This is a genomic window from Aquimarina sp. Aq78 (genome assembly GCF_900299525.1).
Lineage (GTDB): Bacteria > Bacteroidota > Bacteroidia > Flavobacteriales > Flavobacteriaceae > Aquimarina.
Map to the genome: position 1 here is coordinate 90,227 of NZ_OMKA01000015.1, position 21,449 is coordinate 111,675.

The 21,449-nt window shown below is 33.9% G+C and carries 16 protein-coding genes; 9 read left to right on the forward strand and 7 right to left on the reverse strand.

Annotation, left to right across the window (positions count from 1 at the left end):
• Positions 1 to 2 precede the first annotated feature (2 nt).
• The 7 genes from DG435_RS10195 to DG435_RS10225 all read left to right on the forward strand — a co-directional run bounded on the left by DG435_RS10195 (position 3) and on the right by DG435_RS10225 (position 6,778).
• Positions 3 to 770: a hypothetical protein gene (locus tag DG435_RS10195; RefSeq protein WP_106792314.1), complete on the forward strand. Its 768-nt coding sequence runs from the start codon at positions 3 to 5 to the stop codon at positions 768 to 770.
• 236 nt (positions 771 to 1,006) lie between these two features.
• On the forward strand, positions 1,007 to 3,259 hold the full coding sequence (locus DG435_RS10200; RefSeq protein ID WP_106792313.1) for a S9 family peptidase: 2,253 nt from the start codon (positions 1,007 to 1,009) through the stop codon (positions 3,257 to 3,259).
• 150 nt (positions 3,260 to 3,409) lie between these two features.
• Entirely contained in the window at positions 3,410 to 4,039 is a 630-nt protein-coding gene (locus tag DG435_RS10205; RefSeq protein ID WP_106792312.1) for a Crp/Fnr family transcriptional regulator, read from the forward strand.
• Positions 4,040 to 4,145: 106 nt separating this feature from the next.
• Positions 4,146 to 4,979, forward strand: a complete 834-nt coding sequence (locus tag DG435_RS10210) for an alpha/beta fold hydrolase (RefSeq protein ID WP_199852663.1) — start codon at positions 4,146 to 4,148, stop codon at positions 4,977 to 4,979.
• 210 nt (positions 4,980 to 5,189) lie between these two features.
• Complete coding sequence (locus DG435_RS10215; protein ID WP_106792311.1) at positions 5,190 to 5,522, forward strand: cyclic nucleotide-binding domain-containing protein; 333 nt, start codon at positions 5,190 to 5,192, stop codon at positions 5,520 to 5,522.
• A gap of 66 nt (positions 5,523 to 5,588) precedes the next feature.
• Entirely contained in the window at positions 5,589 to 5,813 is a 225-nt protein-coding gene (locus DG435_RS10220; RefSeq protein ID WP_255409722.1) for a helix-turn-helix domain-containing protein, read from the forward strand.
• Positions 5,814 to 5,884: 71 nt separating this feature from the next.
• Positions 5,885 to 6,778, forward strand: coding sequence for a hypothetical protein (locus DG435_RS10225; protein ID WP_106792309.1), 894 nt, complete (start codon positions 5,885 to 5,887; stop codon positions 6,776 to 6,778).
• Between the two features lie 69 nt (positions 6,779 to 6,847).
• On the opposite strand, the gene DG435_RS10230 is transcribed toward DG435_RS10225, so the two are convergent.
• Entirely contained in the window at positions 6,848 to 8,146 is a 1,299-nt protein-coding gene (locus tag DG435_RS10230) for a S28 family serine protease (protein ID WP_106792308.1), read from the reverse strand.
• A gap of 143 nt (positions 8,147 to 8,289) precedes the next feature.
• Here DG435_RS10230 and DG435_RS10235 point away from each other — a divergent pair, with 143 nt between their 5' ends.
• Together DG435_RS10235 and DG435_RS10240 are read left to right on the forward strand one after the other, a co-directional pair.
• Entirely contained in the window at positions 8,290 to 9,249 is a 960-nt protein-coding gene (locus DG435_RS10235) for an ornithine cyclodeaminase family protein (protein ID WP_024772103.1), read from the forward strand.
• Positions 9,242 to 10,306, forward strand: a complete 1,065-nt coding sequence (locus DG435_RS10240) for a proline racemase family protein (RefSeq protein WP_106792307.1) — start codon at positions 9,242 to 9,244, stop codon at positions 10,304 to 10,306. Before DG435_RS10235 ends, DG435_RS10240 begins: the two co-directional genes overlap by 8 nt.
• Positions 10,307 to 10,372: 66 nt before the next feature.
• On the opposite strand, the gene DG435_RS10245 is transcribed toward DG435_RS10240, so the two are convergent.
• The 6 genes from DG435_RS10245 to DG435_RS10270 form a co-directional block, all read right to left on the reverse strand.
• Positions 10,373 to 11,593 (reverse strand): Xaa-Pro peptidase family protein, encoded by a 1,221-nt coding sequence (locus tag DG435_RS10245; protein ID WP_106792306.1) that lies wholly within the window; start codon positions 11,591 to 11,593, stop codon positions 10,373 to 10,375.
• Positions 11,594 to 11,616: 23 nt separating this feature from the next.
• Positions 11,617 to 12,909 carry an aminopeptidase P family protein gene (locus tag DG435_RS10250; RefSeq protein WP_106792305.1) on the reverse strand — a complete coding sequence of 431 codons (1,293 nt, stop codon included), beginning with the start codon at positions 12,907 to 12,909 and terminating at the stop codon, positions 11,617 to 11,619.
• A gap of 278 nt (positions 12,910 to 13,187) precedes the next feature.
• Positions 13,188 to 14,771 carry an aldehyde dehydrogenase (NADP(+)) gene (locus DG435_RS10255; RefSeq protein ID WP_108840600.1) on the reverse strand — a complete coding sequence of 528 codons (1,584 nt, stop codon included), beginning with the start codon at positions 14,769 to 14,771 and terminating at the stop codon, positions 13,188 to 13,190.
• Between the two features lie 81 nt (positions 14,772 to 14,852).
• Entirely contained in the window at positions 14,853 to 15,782 is a 930-nt protein-coding gene (locus DG435_RS10260; RefSeq protein ID WP_106794818.1) for a dihydrodipicolinate synthase family protein, read from the reverse strand.
• A 259-nt stretch (positions 15,783 to 16,041) separates the two neighbouring features.
• On the reverse strand, positions 16,042 to 17,478 hold the full coding sequence (locus DG435_RS10265; RefSeq protein WP_106794819.1) for a SusD/RagB family nutrient-binding outer membrane lipoprotein: 1,437 nt from the start codon (positions 17,476 to 17,478) through the stop codon (positions 16,042 to 16,044).
• A 4-nt stretch (positions 17,479 to 17,482) separates the two neighbouring features.
• Positions 17,483 to 20,692 carry a SusC/RagA family TonB-linked outer membrane protein gene (locus tag DG435_RS10270; RefSeq protein ID WP_106794820.1) on the reverse strand — a complete coding sequence of 1,070 codons (3,210 nt, stop codon included), beginning with the start codon at positions 20,690 to 20,692 and terminating at the stop codon, positions 17,483 to 17,485.
• Positions 20,693 to 21,449: the final 757 nt, after the last annotated feature.

Below are 21,449 nucleotides of genomic sequence, written 5' to 3' on the forward strand. Positions count from 1 at the left end.
CAATGAATTTCGATGTAATAAGAGAACTAATTATCGATAACAAGATAGAAGAGGCTATTAAGATTTTGTTGGATGAGGGTAATTCTGAAATAAAAAACAAAATTACGCTACTGGGTTCTCAATACAATGCCTGGAAAAGTAAAGACGTTATGGATATTGGAGCTCCAATTGAAGAACGTAACAGGATTATATATGAGATCCTTACTTTGGTAACCGAGACTGAAAAAGCAACTGCCACCGGCAGAAAATATAAAAAATTAGAAAATCTTGCTGCGGTAGAAAAAGAACTCTCTACAACCTTTGACTCGTTATCATCGTTACGTAGTAAAGGAGCGATAGATCTTTTTATGGAATGGTTTAGGAAAACTAATCCAGAAGTCTATACTGCAGTATTAGCCCAAGAAAAAACTACCGGAAAAGCAACCAGCCTCAATACAATTCTTTCCACTTTAAACCTCAACGATTTTATCCTTGAGTACGGACTTAGTGCACCAGCAGAACAAATACAGGAGTATATTTCTAGAAAAAATGATGAAATTCCTAGGTTTTTCAATGGTTGGATGGATTATAATAAACAGAAGAATTATAAAATAAAAGTGCTAGTTAATTCTATACCAGAAAAATTCAAAAAACATAAGATGTTACTATCTGGTATGCTTGGCAGTTTAATAGGTACACTTGCATTTAGTATAATTGAAAACTACCTGGATGACATTTCAGATGATGACGGGCCTGAAGAATCAGAAATGGATGATGACGATGATGATTAGTTGGTCGTCATTATAATTGAATACTTTGTATGCATTACACTACATAAATATGTACAAATTAGATGACGAGCACGAATAGTTTAGCATTATTTTCTCATGATTTTCAACAAAACAATATCAAAAAAGGTAATATAATATCACATTTAGCTAACTTATAGTATAAAATCCATACGATATCACTATATCTTTGAGAAATCACCAAATTAGATATCTCTTTAAAATTAAACTTCCGATTAATGATACATTGTAATACGATCAAAAAGATTTGCTGCATATTCTTTGTTATACTAAATGTAAGCATCTTATCTGCTCAACAATCAAAACTTTCACTAGAACAAATCTTTAGTAGCAGAGATTTTTCTTCAGAACGATCAAAAGCCTTAAAATGGTTTGAAGGAGGGGATTCCTATACCACATTAGTAGCTTCTTCAGAAAACAAAGGGTATTATGATATTATTAAAACAGATACCAAAACAGGAGAGCAAAGTATTTTAATTCCAGCAAAATGGATGATTCCTGAAGGAAAAGACACTCCGCTTCGTATAGAAAATTACACCTGGTCTACCGATAAAAGTAAAGTCTTATTCTTTACCAACTCTTCGAGAGTATGGAGGTATAACACCAAAGGAGATTATTGGGTATTACACTTAAAAACAAAAAAACTGACCAAACTGGGCGGTGCAAAGGCAAAATCATCTTCGCTTATGTTTGCCAAGTTTTCACCAGATGGAAATAAGGTAGGGTATGTAAGAAAGCACAATATTTATATCGAATCACTAACCGATGGAAATATCACTGCATTAACAACAGACGGAACAGATAAGATCATTAACGGAACTTTTGATTGGGCATATGAAGAAGAGTTCTCATGTAGAGATGGTTTTAGATGGAGTCCCGATGGTAGTAAGATTGCATACTGGAGAATCAACGCCAGTAAGATTAAGAATTTTCTTATGATCAATACTACAGATTCTATCTATTCGTATACGATACCGGTACAATATCCTAAAGCAGGAGAAAAACCGTCTGAAGCAAAAGTTGGAGTCGTTAATGTATCTGGAGGATCTACAACCTGGATAAAATTACCGGGAGATGCCAGTAATCAATATATTCCCAGAATGATTTGGAAACCAGATTCTAAATCATTGCTTCTGCAACACCTCAACAGAGCACAAAACCATAATAAAGTAACACTTTGCAATGCTCAGGATGGTAATACTCAGATAATTTATGAAGATAAAGAAACTGCCTGGTTAGAAGCTGTAGATGATTTTAAATATCTTGAGGATGCCGGTACATTTACCTGGGTAAGTGAAAAAAGTGGATGGAAAGCTCTTTACCTTGTTAAAGACGGTAATGAAACCCAAGTATCTCCTACAGATTTAGACATGATTAATATTGAATTAATCGACGAAAAAAACGGATGGCTATACTATATGGCAAGTCCAGAAAATGCTACACAAAGATATCTGTATAGAATCAAACTTAATAAAAAAGGAAAAGCAGAAAGACTATCACCAAAAGATCAACCGGGAACGCATCGATATCGTATTGCTCCAAACGGAAAATTTGCTCAGCATACGTATTCTAAATCTGGCCTTCCTCCTACTACCGATATTATCTCTTTACCCGATCACAAAGTGATTAAAACTTTGGTCTCTAACCAAAAACTAAAAAAACAAATAGCAGCTATAGATCATAATCCACAAGAGTTTTTTAAAATTTCTTTAGACGATGGTACATCACTAGATGCATATATGATCAAACCTCTAGGATTTGATCCATCAAAAAAGTACCCTGTCTTATTTCATGTATATGGTGAACCTTGGTCTCAAACTGTATTAGATTCCTGGGGTGGAAGCAACTATTTATGGCATACAATGTTATCCCAGCAAGGGTATATTGTAATGAGCATTGATAACCGAGGCACTCCTGGTCCTAAGGGAAGAGAATGGAGAAAATGTGTGTATGGACAAATTGGTGTTCTTTCTTCTTCAGACCAGGCTCAAGGAACAAAAAAAATCATTGAAATGTTTAATTTTGTAGATCCAGATCGCGTTGGTATTTGGGGATGGAGCGGTGGTGGTTCTATGACCCTTAATGCTTTATTCAGATATCCCGAAATTTATAAGATGGGAATGGCAGTAGCCCCTGTATCTGATCAAAGATTATATGATAATATCTACCAGGAACGATACTCGGGAATACCGCAACTCATGCCCGAAAGTTATGAAAAAGGATCTCCGGTTAATTTTGCCAAAAATCTTAAAGGAGATTTATTATTGATACACGGGACAGGAGATGATAATGTTCATTATCAAAGTATAGAAGTACTGGCTAATGAGCTTATCCGTCATAATAAAATATTCTCTATGGTATCGTATCCTAATCGATCTCATGGTATATATGAAGGAGAAAACACCTCTCGACACTTGCGTGAAACACTAACCCATTATCTTAAAACAAATTTACCAGGCGGAGGAAAATAGAGGTTAGTATTAGATTTATATACTAAAGCTTAACACAGCAATACTATATAAAACATAATGGTTATTCTAAAATAGATGTACTATAAGTATACACCACTTGTATATATTTGTACTAATTAAGGTGGTACTAACTATTTTTTATTCATAAAAATGACCGAGTTCGAACAGTTATTTAAAGGCTTGAATATTGTAGAAGAAAAACTGCAGGAACATATTCTTAAAGAAGGAATAGTACAAACACTACCTAAGAATACTTTTATTGTAGAACAGGATAAATACATCAAGTGGTTAGCTATTGTTATTTCAGGAAAGGTGAGAGTCTGGCAAGAAAATGAAGATCGCCAAATTTTGCTGTATTATGTTAATCCGATCCAGACCTGTGTATTATCATTATCTGCAACATTTAGAGATTGTAAAAGCCTTGTGCATGCCAAAACAGAAATGGAAACTATAATCATTAAAATTCCAGTACGATTTGTATCCGAATGGAGTTTTACATTTAAATCCTGGAATATCTTTACCACTAACTCTTTTATTATAAGTTATGAAGATTTACTACTTTCTTATAAAGACCTGGCCTTTAAAAAAATAAATGAAAGGTTAATAGACTACTTAAGATCCGAAGCTAATAGAAATAATTCTTCAATCATACAGATATCACACCAACAATTAGCCAAAGAAGTAGGTACTACCCGAGAAGTAGTTTCAAAAATCTTAAAGCAATATGAATTAGATCATATTGTAAAACTTCAATTCAAGAAAATAGAGCTTCTTTCCTAGCATCTTCAGAAAAAAATAAAATGTATTAGCCACTTGTATCAAAAGGTACAAGTTTAAGGCTGTTTCCTCATATACATTTGTGCCATAAGTAATACGCTAAAAATTTATGAAACGAAAATTAAAATTAGTTGCTGTTTTCCTAATCGGAATAGTAACATTTAGCAATGGTGCAAACAACAATGTAAACGCAAAAAAAGGAAACATTATGGAAACAAAAAAAGAAACTTATGTATTGGTACACTCTGCCTGGTTAGGTGCGTGGCAATGGAAAAATGTAGCTTCAAAGCTAAAAGATGAAGGGCATAATGTAATCACTCCCGATCTTCCCGGGCATGGAAAAGATAAAACACCTCCCGCCACAATTACAATGATAGATTATGTAAAAGCAATTACTGATATTCTTGACAAGCAAGAGCAACCTGTAATATTGGCTGGACACAGTTTTAATGGTATTACAGTGAGCAGGGTTGCAGAGGTACGACCTAATAAAATAAAAAGTATTGTCTACCTCTCTGCTTTTTTATTACCCAACGGAGGTTCTTTTTTCAGTGCAGCTCAGGGAGTAGAAGGCTCTGTAGCTGTTGATAATTTCTACCTATCTGAAGATAAAACTTATGCTATGATAGATGAAAATGAAATTCAAAATGCCTTTGCTCATGATATTCCTAAAGAAGCTTTTAATAATGCTAAACCCTATATCGTTCCTGAACCATCTGCCCCGCTAATGTATGAGTTAGAAGTTACAGACAGCAATTTTGGGCGAATCCCAAAGTACTATATAGAATGTACAGAAGATCGAGCTATACCCATCGAAGTGCAAAGAGCAATGTATAAAGGAAAAGTAAAAAAAATATTTACTTTACGCTCCAGTCATACTCCGAATTTCTCTCAACCAGAAAATCTAGCTAATATTCTTCTTGAAATTGTAAATGAAAAATAAAAACCTATAAAAATGTAGAAAGCGCAAATCATAAAGGTTTGCGCTTTTAATAGTTAAATTAATGATGTCATAAACTGGTAAGGTTTTAAAAACATTAATGACTACTTTTATCATCGCTCATAATTGACTTTCAGATACGGTACAAATTAGAAATATCAGTATTATAAAACTTTGAAAGACTATTCTTAAAAACGAAAACACCCCCGGATTATGTTAGATCATGTATTTCGAAAATTACATATAACAGAAGAAGAGCTCAAAAAAGAGCTTCGTGAAAAAACTTCTTTTTCAAAGCATCAAAAAGGTGAGTTTTTAATAAAAGAAAATAAATATATCAAAGTTCTGAAAATTGTAATCAGTGGAAAAGTTAGAGTGTATCAGGAAAATGAGGAACGTGAAATTCTTATTTATTATTTAGGAAATATGGAAACATGTACTCTCTCTTTATCTGCCTGTTTTGAAGATTGTAAAAGTACCGTTAATGCTATTGTTGAAGAAGAATCAATGGTATTAAATATCCCTGTGAGATTTGTAAACGATTGATGTTTCACATATAAATCCTGGAATCGATTTACCATAAATACATTTAGAGATAGCTACAACGTACTTATTAATAACTACTCAAAACTTGCTTTTAACCCCCTTAGAGAACGTTTACTCGAATATTTAATGTTAGAATCTGACAATGCTGTTTTACAAAGATCACATCAACAATTAGCCAGAGAATTGGCTACTACAAGAGAAGTGATTTCAAGACTTTTAAAAAAATTAGAAACAGAAGGAATTGTTGCATTAGGGAAACAAGAAATTAGAATTTTAAAAAAAAGTACGTAGTGTGATAAAAGTCACAAGTATGACATCCTCTCTCCTGCTTTCTTTGCATTTATAATTTAAAAAATAAACAAATGAAAGTAGTAAAAACAATAGCATTATGTTTGATTCTGGTTATTTCTATTGCCTGGATACAACATAAGCCAACCGAAAAAAAGGAAATTGTAAAACAATCCTATGTAGAACATTCTCCTACAGCACATCATGAAATAGCGCTAGAGGTACTTAATGCCAGTGAAAAATGGATAACAGCATTCAATGAAGGAAAAAGTAATATTTGCATTGAGGGCTATGATACAAAAGCTGTGATGAATGCTAAACCTTTTGGTATAAAAAAAGGAACTCAGGAAATAAAAGATTTCTGGCAACCTTTTATAAAATCAGGGGCAACGAATTTAATTTATACAGATCTAAGTATTGAAGTCGTTAATGCAACAACTGCATTATTATCCGCAAATTGGAGTATGAATGTAGGAAGAGGTGTTATTTTTCAAGAAAAATGGGAGAAAAAAAATGATAAGTGGGTCCTTACTTATGATGATTTTGAAGTACTAGAACAATACAAAACACCTACAGAAAATAAAACAAATCCTATTGCAAGTCATCAAATGCTAGAAGCTGTAATTAAAGCATCAATAGAAATAACCAAAGGGTTTAATACACAAAACAATGAAATTTTTACAAATGGATATCTCGAGAATGCTACAATGAATGCTATTCCTATGGCTAAATTGTTACATGGTAAAACGAGTATTAAGCAGTTTTGGCAAAAATTAATCGCCTCTGGCGCAAAAAACTTAACCTATCACAATCCAAGATTTAGTATAGTTTCTCCAGAAGCGGTTAAGATCTCCTCTGATTGGTCAATGAATATTGGAGAAGGAAAAATTTATCAGGAGAAATGGGTGAAAAAAGATGACGCATGGATGCTTAGCTATGACGAATTTCAGGTATTAAAAATGTATTAATCCATCATTAGTTATTATTTTTTTAAGCCTGTAGCATGCTACAGGCTTAAAATTTATTGCAAATATAGTTTAGTCATCCTTGGACAACCACGTTTGTAACTTGTCATAGATTTTTCTTTGATCTTCTTTTGAGAAATTTTTAATTCTGGTACTATGACTTCCTTTGGGCAACACCATTTTTAAAGCGTTTACATGAGGTTTTGGATTAGGTGAACAAGCTCCCCACGGGTCATATTCTCCATAAATGTAAATGACATGATCACCTTCATTCTCTACATAATCCCTAACCTTTTTAATATAATTTTGATCATAAATCATAGGAATATTTTTTGGAGCAAATCTCATATTAGTTGGCTGTTTTACCACTTTAACTAAGTCCTGTACAGGAGTAGTGTCAAATCCATAATACCCAAGCTCTATCATATGTTGATAATAAGAAGGTAACAGGTCGTGATATGTTTTATCATTATAGAAACCGATTCCTACCACTTTATTAAGATAAGCAAACAATGTAGCAGCGTCGGCATGCCCATTAGGAATTTCATCACACTTTCCTCCCCATTGCCAAAATGAAAAAGGAAACTCTAATACTGCATATTCAAGAGCCTCCTCTGATGATACTTTTGTAAAACTCATTTTCTTTTTTCTGGAATGCTGATCAATTTCCTTCAAAAGAGCTTCTCTTCGAGTCAACAATAATCGTTGAAAATTAGTGATCTTAGTTCTGCATTCTTCGGTTCCAACGGTAGCAATATGTTGTTGTGTTCTTGGATCTTCACGAGTATTGATCAAAGGAGCAACATAAGAAACAGCAGCGTCCATATCTTTTGGGTACTGCGATTTATAGATCAATACCGTCTCCCCTCCTTTACTTATTCCTGTAGAAATCCACTTATTAGTGTATATTTTTTTTAGCTTCATAACCAGAAGATGATAATCCTGAATTGCCTGATCATTAGTCAAATACTTCCATGGAATTGGATTAGGTCTTGATTTTCCATAAAACCTATATTCTACCATAACCTGATTTGCTTTTAGCAAGGTGCTCAATTCATACGTTCTGTGTTTTGCAGAATATCCTTCGGTAACTAATACTGTGGGTTGCGAATAATCAGAATGTGATACATATACATAATGATCAAAAGTTCCTGCATCTGGATTATTATGATCTAATGGCTGTTTTAATATCAACCGATACGATTCTGTAAAATGATCATTCACCTTTATTGCACTTATCTCTGCAGTAGGGAATAAATTCTTTAATTTTTGCTCAAACGATATCTCAGTAGTAGATGGTAATGAACTTTTACAAGAAAAAAGAGAAAGATTAACAAGAAGTAGTAATAATATATACTTAGCTCGATTCATAAAATAAATAGTTTTTAATATTTTAAAGATAGCTTAAAAGAGTACTGACTTAATGATACTATATTACCTAAGAATAATATCATTTTAATAACATTTGAGTTAGTATGTCATTACGAATTGGGATTTGTTTACATTTATAACCTATGGATACAATTGTTCAGGTCAGTACCGATTTTATTGAAAACAACACTAATTTTAATGAGCTAATTGCTGAATTAAAAGACAAATTTGCGTCAAATTCTATTCTGGTGCCCATGCGTCATCATCATGATTTTCCAAATCCAGCGGTTCAGGAAGACTCTACTTTACTATTGATGCCGGCCTGGAATCCTGGTAAAGAGGCAGGAGTCAAGGTTGTAACGGTAAGTCCAGAAAACGGTCAGTTTGATCTACCGTCGATCCAAGGCACATATTTATATATGGACGCCATCAAAGGTACCATAAAAGCTATAATGGAAGCAAAAAGTTTGACCGTAAAACGAACAGCTTCGGCATCTGCCTTGGCATCATCGTATTTATCTAAAACTGATGCTTCTTCCTTATTAATGATTGGAACGGGAGCGCTCTCTACGAATTTAATTAAAGCCCACGCCAGCGTAAGGCCTATTAAAACAGTCTATATCTGGGGAAGGAATTATGAAAAAGCTAAAAAAATATCAACTGAATTAGAAGGAGAAGATTTTGAAATTCATGCTATACATACAATAGAAGAAAAAATTTCTGAAGTAGATATTATATCCTGCGCAACATTATCCAAAACTCCTTTGGTTTTGGGTAAATACTTAAAAACCGGGCAGCATGTAGATTTGGTTGGAGCTTACAAAAAAGATATGCGTGAAGCTGATAATGAAAGCATAAAAAAAGCGACTGTCTTTGTGGATACTTTTCAGGGAGGACTTAAAGAAAGTGGAGATATTGTTATTCCTCTTAAAGAAGGTATTCTAAAAGAAGGTGATATCGGAGCTGATTTATTCGAACTCTGCTCTAAGGCTAAGCAAGGAAGAACCAGTGATAGTGAAATAACTATTTTTAAATCTGTAGGACATGCCCTCGAAGATTTAGCAGCAGCTACTTATTACTATAATAAATATACACATGAGTAAAACTTATCAAAATATCCTAAGAAATATTGATTTCAAGCCAAAAGAAGATTGGTTGCAAATCAAAACAATAGATATGCATACAGGAGGAGAGCCCCTTAGGGTTATTGTTGATGGTTTTCCCGAACTGAAAGGAAATTCGGTCTTAGAATACAGAAGATATTGTAAAGAGCATTATGATCATTTACGTACCTCACTTATGTTTGAACCTCGCGGTCATGCCGATATGTATGGATGTATCTTACTACCGCCTAATGATGATGATGGGGATTTTGGTATCATGTTTATACACAACGAAGGATATAGCACCATGTGTGGTCATGCTATTATCGCGATTTCTACATTGGCTGTAGAGATGAACTGGATAGATTATAATGAAGGAGATAATACCATAAAAATTGATGCTCCTTGTGGTCGAATCATATCTTATGCACAAGTAAAAAATGGAAAAGTGACCGGAGTTCGTTTTCATTGCGTTCCCAGTTTTGTAGTTGGGTTGGATAGAAAAGTAAAGGTAGACGGTATAGGAGAAGTAATTTATGATTTAGCATACGGAGGAGCTTTTTATGCATATGTAGATATGGCTAAAAACAACTTTGATTTTGATTTGACTTCAAATTCATATAGAATGTTGATTTCCAAAGGAATGGACATAAAACATGCCGTAATGGAGCAAGATTCTAATATTTTACATCCTTACGAAGAAGATCTTAGCTTTTTATACGGTACCATTTTTATTGGAGATTCTACAAAAGAAAATATCGATAGTAGAAATGTATGTATTTTTGCTGAAGGAGAAGTTGATCGGTGTCCTACAGGATCAGGAGTTTCTGGTAGAATGGCAATACATAAAATGAGAAATGAAATACAATATGGAGATACGATGACTATAGAAAGTATCACAGATTCTGTATTTAAGGGTTCTGTTATTTCTGAAGAAGAGTACGGCCCCTATAAAGCGGTAATACCACAAGTTGAAGGAACAGCCCACATTACAGGAATGCATACTTTTATGATCGATCCTGATGACCCTATGAAAAACGGATTTATTTTTAGATAACAAACAAAACTATCCCAAAGTATTATCGATGATACTTTGGGATAGCTTTGTTTGCCCTATATCTCTTTACAGAGATAAACCGAAAGGATCTTCAATTGAATGCGCAGGTTGCGTAAACCATTTTGGTCCTTCGTCGGTCATATAGATATGATCTTCTAATCTAATACCAAATTCATCAGGTACACAGATCATAGGTTCATTACTGAAACACATTCCGGATGTAAGAATCGCCTCTTCATGTCTTGCTATATATGGCCATTCATGGATATCTAATCCGATTCCGTGGCCGGTGCGGTGAGGCAAACCCGGTAATTTATAATCAGGACCAAGACCTTTGGTTTCTAATGTTTTTCTTGAAGCATTATCTATTACAGCACATGGTTCTCCTAATTGAGCAGCAGCAAATGCAGAGAGTTGAGTTTCTTTCTCAAGATTCCATATCTTACGCTGTAACTCATTGATTTCACCATACACATATGTTCGAGTGATATCTGAAATATAATCATGTAAGACACATCCTGTATCTACTAGTACTACTTCGTTTTGCTCAAGGTTTTTTGGTGTTTTTACGCCATGGGGAAAAGAAGAATCTACACCAAATAACACAATACAAAAGTATGATCCCGAAGGAATACCGTATCGTTTATGAGCTTCATTAATAAAACCAGTAACTTCTTTAGCACTAATCCCAGGTTTCAATATTCTTGCTGCAGCTTTTTGCACTTCCATAGTAATATCCATAGCAGTTTGCATGATGGCAATTTCTGCTTTAGATTTTATCATTCTACAACCTGCTGTAATCGGTTTTGCATTAATCAGATGATAAATGGATTGTTCTTTTAGGATTCCATCAATAATAAAAAAGGGTGTTGCTTCATCCATAGCCACATCCTTACCACTAATATTTTTCTTTTTAAGAATATTCACAAATAAGGTATATGGACTTTCATGTTCTTCCCAGCAATGAACAGGGCCTTTTATTAACATAAAATCCAAAATAGTTCCTTCTTCAAATTTAGGACCTATATAATGCACCTCACCATCAGGAAATAGTAATGCTCCGACCATTCGCTCACTCGGATTCCATCGCATTCCTGTAAAGTAAAATAGATTTGTTCCTGCATGCAGATATACTGCAGGAATCTCTTGCTTTTTCATAAGATCACAAGCTTTATGTATTCTGGCTTGAAATTCTTCTTTTTGGATGGGTTTGGCAAGATGAGCTTTTGGCTGTATAGCATTTAATTCTTTTTCGATAGTAGAACCGCCTATTCCTAATGCATTCATAATTTATAATTTTGTAATTAATACTATACTGTCATCAACTTCTCAATTTCTTCAATTTCTATAGGCATAGCTTGTGTAAGATTTATGTTTCCGGTTTCTGTAATGAGGTAATCATTCTCGAGGCGACAGCCTATTCCTTCTTCAGGAATATAGATGCCGGGCTCACAGGTAAGTACCATCCCTGATTCTAAGGCCCTGGAGTACAAACCTACATCGTGAACATCTAATCCAAGATGATGTGCTGTACCATGCATAAAATACTTTTTATACAAAGGTTTATCCGGATTTTGAGCAGCAACTTCAGAAGCATCAAGTAATCCGATTTTAATAAGTTGCTCTTCGACTAAACTGGCCATTTGTTTTTCATAATCTGCTGGGATAACCCCTGGCTTAAGTAACTTGCTTCCTTCTTTTAAACAATAAAGAACCGCAGAATATACTTCTTTTTGTCGATCTGAAAATTTACCATTTACAGGAATACAACGTGTTGTATCACTATTATAATTACCATAGCAAACTCCAAAATCCAACAGTATCATATCACCATCCTGGCAGGTATTATCATTGGTATTATAATGTAATGCACAAGCATTTTTTCCTGAAGCCACAATAGGTTTAAAAGCATGTCTTGTTCCTCCATTTTTAAGAAGTGCATATGTTAATTCTGCTTCTAATTCATACTCTTTGCAGTTTGGCTTTACTGTTTTGAGCACCCTGTAAAAACCTTTGATACTAATATCTGCAGCTTTTTGTATCAGTGTTACTTCTTCATTTGATTTAATAGGACGTAAGGCTCTTGTAATTTTGGCGGCTCGATGATACTGATGCAAAGGATATTTTTCTTTACACCAGTTAATCATTCGATCCTGTTGTGTTTGTTTGTTATATGTAATTCGCTTTATGTGCTCGTTATGTCCTAAATAAAAACCATCTGCTTCGAAGGCCATTAATTGAAGTATTTTTTCAAAATCGTGTACCCATTCTATACGTTTTACCCCAGAAATCTGATACGCTTCTTCTTTGGTTAATTTTTCACCATCCCAGATCTTAATATGTTCATTAGTTTCTTTTATGAACAAAATTTCTCTGTTTTCTGGCTTATAAGCATCTGGATATAATACCAATATTGTTTCTTCCTGATCTATTCCTGACAAATAAAATAAATCATTGTTTTGAGCAAACCCCATAACATCATCTGCATTGGTATGCTTGATATCGTTAGACGTAAGAATAGTGATCGTATTCTCTTTGGTTTTGGAAGCAAAATTATTTCGGTTCTGTATAAAAACGGTATTTGGTAAGTTTTCGTAACGCATATTAGAAATTCTATCAGAATAAAATGATTAATAGTTATTTTCCAGTTGTCTCCTCTTCTCTTTTAGTTGTTAAAGGTACAGCCGTCAATTTATAAGTTGTTTTACTCATTTCATTCTATTTCCTGTTTTTTTTGTAAACAAAATTCATTTCTACATCTTATTCTTTTACAAGTTTACACCAAAAAGGTATGATAAAGAACCATACCCTCTTGATTATAAACTCAACAATACCAACATTTAAACAGATTGTTATTAGAATATTGTTCTAGAGTCAAAACTTATACTTTCTCATTAGAATGAGTTCCATCTACAGCTCTTGTTATTTCATAAGGGTTTTCATTTTTAAGTGCATTTGGGAGCAATTCATTTGGCCAATCCTGATAGCTAAATGGTCTTACCCATCGTTTTATAGCATTTGTTCCCACAGCAGAAAATCTGGAATCAGACGATGCCGGATATGGGCCTCCGTGTGTCATAGAAGGACAAACTTCTACTCCTGTGGGTACTCCATTAAAAATTACACGTCCAACTCTGTCTTGAAGTGCATCAACGATATTACCTAAGTTTTGATAATCTGATTCTTCTGCCAGGATAGTTCCTGTTAGTTGTCCTTCGAGGCTATTGATGATTTCTACTAGTTCTGCTTCATCTTTACATCTAACTACTAATGAAAAAGGACCAAAGACTTCCTGGTGCATTTTTGGATTAGTTAAAAAATCGGCTCCAGAAACAGCAGAAATTTGAGTAGGGGCAAAATTAGGTTCTACCTCATCGTCTAAAGAAGCTACAACTTCTACGCCTGATTGGGAAGATATTGTCGTTCTATTTTCTACAAAATCTCTTTTTATATTAGGATGCAGCATGCACTGAGGAGCTATTGCAGTACTTTTTTCTGCTAAGTCCTTGATAAAATTTCTTGTTTTATCGTTATCAATAGTTAAGATCAAGCCTGGATTTGTACAAAACTGACCTGTACCCACTGTAATAGAATTAGCATAGGTAGTTGCAATTTCGTCTGCTCTTTTGGTAATTGCTTCGGGTGTAATAATTACAGGATTAACACTTCCCATTTCTGCAAAAACAGGAATTGGTTCTTCTCTATTTGCTGCCAGATTAAATAAAGCTCTTCCTCCCGAGATACTACCGGTAAAACCAACAGCTTTTACTTTTGAATGTTTTACCAGGGCAGCTCCCACTACTCTTCCGCTTCCGGTAATATTTGAAAAAACTCCATTTGGCATTCCTGTTTTTTCGGCTGCTTTTATGATAGCAGATGAAACCAGTTCTCCTGTTCCAGAGTGCATCGCATGTGATTTAACGATTACCGGGCATCCTGAAGCCAATGCGCTAGCGGTATCTCCTCCTGCAGTAGAAAATGCTAAAGGAAAATTACTGGCTGCAAATACTACTACCGGCCCCAAAGGAATATTAGTTTTTCTAATATCTGGTTTAGGAGCAGGTGTTCGTTTGGTATCTGCCAAATCGATTGTATTTTCTCGCCACTCTTCATTAGAGACCAATTCTGCAAAAGAACGTAATTGAAAAATTGTGCGACCTCTTTCTCCCATTGCTCTTCCTTCTGGCAATCCAGTTTCTGAAGTATATGCCTGAATCAGTTCATCATCTAAAGCCAGAATCTCATCTGCAATAGCATTTAAGAATTCTGCTCTTTTAGCTCCTGTAACGTTTCTATATTCTTTAAAAGCCTGATGTGCTAGTTCTGTAGCTTCATTTACTTCTTCTAAAGTAGCTTCGTAAAATTCGTATTCGTTCTCAATATTTAGTTTTGGATTGAATGTTTTACGAGAAACTGAACCTGCGGCCGATAATCTATTTCCTATATAATTTTTTCCAGTTATCATATATTGATTAATGGTTTTAATATAAAATGAATTAATAATAAAATTGTTTAAAATAAAAACAAGATGTTGAGGAGCAAAAATCTAACTCACTACAGCATTTAGTTCTTTATACTCTGGTAAGGCAGGTCTTGTTTTTAATCCATTTTCAATAATTCTAAGTACATTTTTACGTTCCTCACCAATAAGTGGTAGTCTTGGTGCACGTACATTTTCTGTACCGATTCCTGTAGCTACTTCTGCAAGCTTAATATTTTGTACTAGTTTTGCATTTATATCCAACTCTAATAACGGTAAAAACCATCTGTATATCTCAAGTGCTTCCTGAAGTCTTCCTGCTTTTTGTAATTCGTAAATAGCAACAGTTTCTGCAGGAAAAGCATCTACAAGTCCAGCAACCCAGCCATCTGCTCCCATCAAAAGACTCTCTAAAGCTAAAGTATCAACACCAGAAAGAATTTTTAGACGGTTTCCGAATTTATTTTTGATTCGTGTAATATTAGATATATCTCTTGTAGATTCTTTTACAGCTTGTATATTATCCATTTCTAATAACTCTTCAAACATATCCAGAGTTACTTCAATCTTATAATCTACAGGATTATTATATACCATAATCGGTAGCTCTGTACTTTTAGCTACTTCTTTAAAATACACTACTGTTTCACGATCTCCAGCTTTGTAACGCATTGGAGGTAGCATCATTAATCCCTGAGCACCATCTTCTTTAGCTTTTGCAGCTGCATCGATTGCATTTTTGGTCGTTTGTTCTGCAATGTTCATGATTACAGGAACTCTGCCATTAACAATTTCAACTGTCTTTTTTACCAATATTCTCTTTTCTGTATCACTTAAGGTACTAGCCTCTCCCAGCGTTCCTCCCAGAATAATTCCGTGAACTCCAGCTTCTAGTTGAGCATTAATATTAACTTCAAACATATCTAGGTCCAAAGTATCCTCATTAGTGAATTTAGTTGTTACTGCTGGCATTACGCCTTTCCAATTTATAGCCATAATTGTGGTTTAATATTTCGGGTCAAATATACCATGAATTTAAAGTGTAAAGTACCTAGAAATTATCCATGTATGGTATTAAATTACCCTACACAACGGTAAATATTGATTTTTTGATTAATATTCATTCAGATTAAAAAAAAGTAGGTCAAGTTCTAATTTTGTTTTATAAATCAAAATTCCCTCTTAATTGATCAGGTTATACTGTCTATTAAGAGGGAAAAGGACTATCACAAATTAAAAATGAGTTCTATATCTCTTAATTCACATCCCAGAATATTTTGGTACTCAATTCATCTCCTCCAATATTTGAAGCAGCGTTTGCTACATTTGTACCATTAGTATTGTATTCTCTAATAGGGTATTTTATTCTTCTTGGAATAGGATTACCTTCTGAGCTATCGTTTAAATTAGGGAAACCTAATCTTCTATAACTTGACCATCCTTCAAAACCTCTGTTATAAAAAGCGATCCACTGCTGAGTTCCTATCTTTTGTCTATAGTTTCCGGTTGCAGTTGTGTATGCCACACTTGCTTGTCCTAGATAAGTTGTTGCATCACCTGATGAACCTCCCCAATACGTAATAGATGCTGTAATTGCATTATTGTAATGATTTTCTGCATCTGCCGGAGATCCAACTAAAGAACGTTCTGCTGCTTCTGCCAATAAAAACTCTACTTCTGCATAGTCAAATAACAACCCTTCTAAATCTGGTTGATGAAAAGCTGTACCAATGTGGGTAAAATTGTCAAATACATTAAGATTTCCTAGTATTCCTCCTACATAAGGAGTTAGGTTATTATCAAAATAACCAGATTGTCTCGGATCATTAATCGGTTGCATAATATCTACTATAGCCTCTGCAACAACATAATCTTCTCTACCGCTATTTACAAGAGTTTCCCATATTGGATTTGTATTAGGTGTTGTTGTCTCATATACTAATGACGCATTGTCTGCATTAGCAGTAAATACTCCAGAATTAACCGCCTCTGTTGCTAATGTTCCAGCTTGATTAGAATCCACATCAGCAATTCTTAGTGCTAATCGTAACTTTAAGGAATTTGCAAATTTTGCCCATTTAGAAACATCTCCTTGATAAATCAAGTCTGAATCACCAAATGATTTTCCGGAAGTATTAAGGTTACTAATCGCAGTATTTAGCTGATTTATGATATTAGTATATATATTTTGATCATCATCATATGCTGGATTCAAAATATTTTCATCCAAAGACAGTGCTTCAGAGTAAGGAACATCTCCAAAAAGATCTACCAAAACATGAAAAGTATATACTTTCAAAATTTCGATAATCGCTAATCTATTTTGCTTATCTATTTCGGTAAAACCGAATACTTCTTCTTCTGGAATTAATCGAGCCGCTTCGTTAAGGTCACTTAGAACATCTCTATAAAGTGTATTCCAATAATTTTGTGGAAAACTCTTAAGATCTTGAAAATTAGTTTCAGGACCTATAAAACCAGTACCCGCCCAATATTGCGCATAAAATTTCAGATGATTATCAAAAACACTTTGAGTAACCATTTGGTCAACCAAATTTCGTTGCCCATTAGTAAATAATGTTGTTGAAGGAACTTCAGAAATCTGTTTATCACTCACGTTAAGATCATCTACCTTACAGGAAAAGATCGTAAACAAGCAGAATAGTATGGCTAAAATTTTACTATTTTTCATTTTTTTAGAATTTTACTTTTAGGTTAAAACCATATTCTTTGGATGTGGGATATGCAGAAGATTGAAATCCTTGTAAGTTACCTGCACTTAATCCTGCTTCTGGATCAGAATATGGAATGTTTTTATCAATAATCCATAAGTTTCTACCAATTACAGAAACCACCACATCATTAATAGGTAGGTTATCTAATAACTTTGTTGGTAGAGAATAAGAGAATATTACTTCTCTTAATTTTACAAAAGAAGCATCATAAACATCCTGTTCATCTGTTGATCTGTAATAAATAAATGGGCTATCAAAACTATTTACGGGGGTTCTTACTGTATTAGGGGTCCCATCTTCTCTAACGCCAGGAGCAATTATTCCTCCTCCATCGGCAACAGCATCTCTTATAGGATTACCTAAATCATTAAGTCCTGCAGTTTCAGGGAATATTCCGGTAGCATATCCATATGTATGATCGAGAGAATAGATATCTCCTCCTTTTTGCATATCAATTAAGAAACTAAGCGAAGCATTTTTATATCTAAAAGTATTGTTGATTCCTCCATTCCAATCTGGAATTATATTACCAATCACTCCATTTTCTTCGTTAGTCACGTAGTATCCGTTTTCATCAACAACTCGTTGGCCATTAAGGTATTTAAAACTAGATCCTCTAATCGTACCATAAGGTTCTCCTACAGTAGCATTAATAGAAACGTCTTCTTGTAATGTTCCTGATAAACTTAAATTATCAATTCCATCCAATAGAGAAACTACTTCACTTTTGTATGTACTCCAGTTTACATTGATATTCCATTCAAAGTTTTGGGTTTTAATTGGAGTTCCAAAAAGACTAACTTCATATCCTTTATTTTCAATTTCACCAGCATTTACAATTTTTGAATTAAATCCTGTAGAAGTAGATATATCTAATGGAAGAATTTGATCTTTACTATTTGTTTGATATGCTGTTAAATCAAATCCAAATCTATTTTTAAAAAGCTTAATTTCTAATCCTGCCTCATAACTTATAACGGTTTCATGCTTAAGTGTAGGATTATTTTTATTATTTGGTAATGAGAAAAGAGATTGCCCAGCAAAACCATTAACAAAAGTATATACATCATCTACAAGAAGTACTCCTGCACTATTACCCACTTCGGCGTAGTTCAACCTCAATTTCCCGAAATTTAACCAATCACTTGTAAAGAGGTTAGAAAAAAGAAAACTAGTAGAAATTGATGGATAATTAAATTGTCTTTTACCATCTGGTAGTGTTGATGATCGATCTATTCTATATGTTGCATCTAAGAATAATATATCATCATAACCAAACGACGCACTAGCATAATACCCATTAACGCCCATGCTAGACTTTCTTTCGATAGGTGGTGCTATTGGATTTACTGAATTGGATAAAGAATAAAATCCAAAAGTATTAAGTCCTCCATTCGTTTCTGCAAAAATAGAACTTCTATTCGTTCTGGTAAGATTCATTCCCAGTAGTCCTTTAAAATTAAGCTTTTCAGTAATATCAAAATTAAAGTTCCCTATCATGTCGTAGTTCATTTCTCTAAAAAACCCATTAAATCTGTTATACTCAGATGGGTTGAAACTAGAAACATTGACTCTTTCTTCTCTTATTTCATCAAATCTATCCATAGTCACTCTTGCCAAAACATCAAACCAATCATTCACTTTATATGTTAAAGCTACATTTCCAAAAACACGATCTCTACCATCGGTTTGATAATTTTCATATAATGTCCAATACGGATTATCCCAATATTGTGGTCTTGGTGCATAAGGATCGTCGCCTGTACGTGCTGATGACCGTAAATTCCAGGTAGCATTTCTTCCTAACCTAAAATATGCATCTCTTTGCTCTCTTAAGTCAACATTTGTCTGATACCATTGTCGCAATCCAGGTAAAACACTATTTTCGTCATATCCTGTAGCGAATCTACCTCGTCCACTATTTTTTGTATACGTAACCTTTGCTCTCGCTGTGACTTTATCGGTCAACTTATAACTTCCTCCAAAATCTACCGTTTGCCTTTTAATTAAACTATTGGGCAAAATACCTGTTTGTTCTACATTGGTAAATCCTAACCTGAAATTTCCTTTGTCTGAAGCCCCATCAACACTAACATTGGTTGATTGCAATAAACCTGTCTGAAAGATAGAGGTAGGGTCATTTTTTGCCGCTACCCATGGTGTAGGAGTACGATAATTAGGGTTTTCTGGAAAAAAAGCTCCCGATTGGTATACCAAAAGATTAGAGTCAAATCTTGGTCCCCAGGAAGCATCGCCTCCTGTATCTACAACATCATCTAAAATACCATCTCCATTTACATCTTCCTGTACAAAAGAAGCTCCATAACCTCCTCCATATTCTTTTTGATATCTCGCGAATGTTTTAGGATCAAATTTGCTAAATGTAGTGTTTGAATTAATTGTTATCCCTAATCCTTTATTTTTAGACCCTTTTTTTGTAGTGATTATAATTACTCCGTTTCCTGCTCTAGATCCATATAAAGCAGATGCAGCAGCTCCTTTTAATACGTTAATACTTTCTATATCATCTGGATTAATATCAGATGCAGCATTACCATAATCATATCCTCCTCTACCGGCTGTTGAATTTCTCGAATTGTTAATTCTATTACTAATCGGAGTACCATCAATCACAAATAAAGGTTGGTTATTACCAGTCAAGGAAGAATACCCCCTGATAATCACATTCGTCGAACCTCCGAAGTTATTATTTCTAGAAACCGTAACTCCAGCAAGTTTACCAGACAATGAATTCACAAAGTTTACACCTTTAGCTTTGCTAATATCTTCTGATTCTATCTTTTGAGTTGCATATCCCAAAGATTTTTTAGATCTACTTATACCAAGAGCTGTTACTACGATTTCATCTAGTGAAGTAGCATCTTGATACATCGTCATATTGACTGTAGTCTCATTTCCTACTAGTTTTTCTTCTGTTTTAAAACCCAGATAAGAAAAAATAAGTGTTTGACCTGCTTCTACCTGCAAAGAGTAATTACCATCAAAATCAGATTGTGCACCAGATGATGTTCCTTTGACTAGAATATTTACTCCTGGAAGAGGAATCCCAGAATCCTCTGTTATTTTACCGGATACTGTTTTTTCTTGTGCAAAACCTAGTGTACAAAAAATCAGCATGAGTATAACCGAAAGATTAATTTTTGTGTTCATTAGTTTGTTTTATTAAATTTTAAAATTACTTGACGGATCTTTTGGTATTTTCCCAAGTACCTGATCCATAATTTTGTAGAAAGATTTAAGACGTAGAAGTATATCTATGATTAACTTTTAAGATGATATTTCTATTTGTCTTTTCTTATCAATCCCCTTTGTAATGTTTTAGAAAGAAGGATATGGGATTTTAGTTTTGTTAACGATTTTTGTAAAGTTTAGTTTCCAAGCCCTTGTCGAAAAAAGCTTTGAGAACTGATTTGTGTCTACTTTTTTTTCCATATGTTTTTAAGATTGATTATTTAGAGGCGAAATATATCTTAGAGTTATGGTATTACCACCATTTGGATTAATAAAGTATCATATATGGATATTTTAGTACTATTCCTTACACATTCTCTCCTGATTTCAACAAACCAATGAGGATTATATAATCATCTAAAACATTGAAATTAAGTGTAGATTCCTTTAGATAGTAAGTGAAGAAAATACTGTTCTAAATTAGTAAACCAAGCGATTTCTAAAGAGTTCCTTGCTATATTAAAACATAAGAGATACGTTTTACACATATATAAATAGGTATGTTCATGTACTCTTTTTACAATCTATTTTATTAAAAAAACCGTGTTGATTTACTTCTTGTTTAAAGTGGTATATGGTTTTTGTATATCTACTTAATTATGTTCTCATGTGATAGTAAGCAATTTTTAGATGGATCAAAACTGTCTAAAAAAAGCTTATCTAAAAGCTCTACTTA

What these genes read in the sequence shown, in the direction of transcription:
- DG435_RS10195 (WP_106792314.1), top strand. Translation starts at nt 3, where the DNA reads ATGAATTTCGATGTAATAAGAGAACTAATTATCGATAACAAGATAGAA.
- DG435_RS10200 (WP_106792313.1), top strand. Translation starts at nt 1,007, where the DNA reads ATGATACATTGTAATACGATCAAAAAGATTTGCTGCATATTCTTTGTT.
- DG435_RS10205 (WP_106792312.1), top strand. Translation starts at nt 3,410, where the DNA reads ATGACCGAGTTCGAACAGTTATTTAAAGGCTTGAATATTGTAGAAGAA.
- DG435_RS10210 (WP_199852663.1), top strand. Translation starts at nt 4,146, where the DNA reads ATGAAACGAAAATTAAAATTAGTTGCTGTTTTCCTAATCGGAATAGTA.
- DG435_RS10215 (WP_106792311.1), top strand. Translation starts at nt 5,190, where the DNA reads ATGTTAGATCATGTATTTCGAAAATTACATATAACAGAAGAAGAGCTC.
- DG435_RS10225 (WP_106792309.1), top strand. Translation starts at nt 5,885, where the DNA reads ATGAAAGTAGTAAAAACAATAGCATTATGTTTGATTCTGGTTATTTCT.
- DG435_RS10230 (WP_106792308.1), bottom strand. Translation starts at nt 8,146, where the DNA reads ATGAATCGAGCTAAGTATATATTATTACTACTTCTTGTTAATCTTTCT.
- DG435_RS10235 (WP_024772103.1), top strand. Translation starts at nt 8,290, where the DNA reads ATGGATACAATTGTTCAGGTCAGTACCGATTTTATTGAAAACAACACT.
- DG435_RS10240 (WP_106792307.1), top strand. Translation starts at nt 9,242, where the DNA reads ATGAGTAAAACTTATCAAAATATCCTAAGAAATATTGATTTCAAGCCA.
- DG435_RS10245 (WP_106792306.1), bottom strand. Translation starts at nt 11,593, where the DNA reads ATGAATGCATTAGGAATAGGCGGTTCTACTATCGAAAAAGAATTAAAT.
- DG435_RS10250 (WP_106792305.1), bottom strand. Translation starts at nt 12,909, where the DNA reads ATGCGTTACGAAAACTTACCAAATACCGTTTTTATACAGAACCGAAAT.
- DG435_RS10255 (WP_108840600.1), bottom strand. Translation starts at nt 14,771, where the DNA reads ATGATAACTGGAAAAAATTATATAGGAAATAGATTATCGGCCGCAGGT.
- DG435_RS10260 (WP_106794818.1), bottom strand. Translation starts at nt 15,782, where the DNA reads ATGGCTATAAATTGGAAAGGCGTAATGCCAGCAGTAACAACTAAATTC.
- DG435_RS10265 (WP_106794819.1), bottom strand. Translation starts at nt 17,478, where the DNA reads ATGAAAAATAGTAAAATTTTAGCCATACTATTCTGCTTGTTTACGATC.
- DG435_RS10270 (WP_106794820.1), bottom strand. Translation starts at nt 20,692, where the DNA reads ATGAACACAAAAATTAATCTTTCGGTTATACTCATGCTGATTTTTTGT.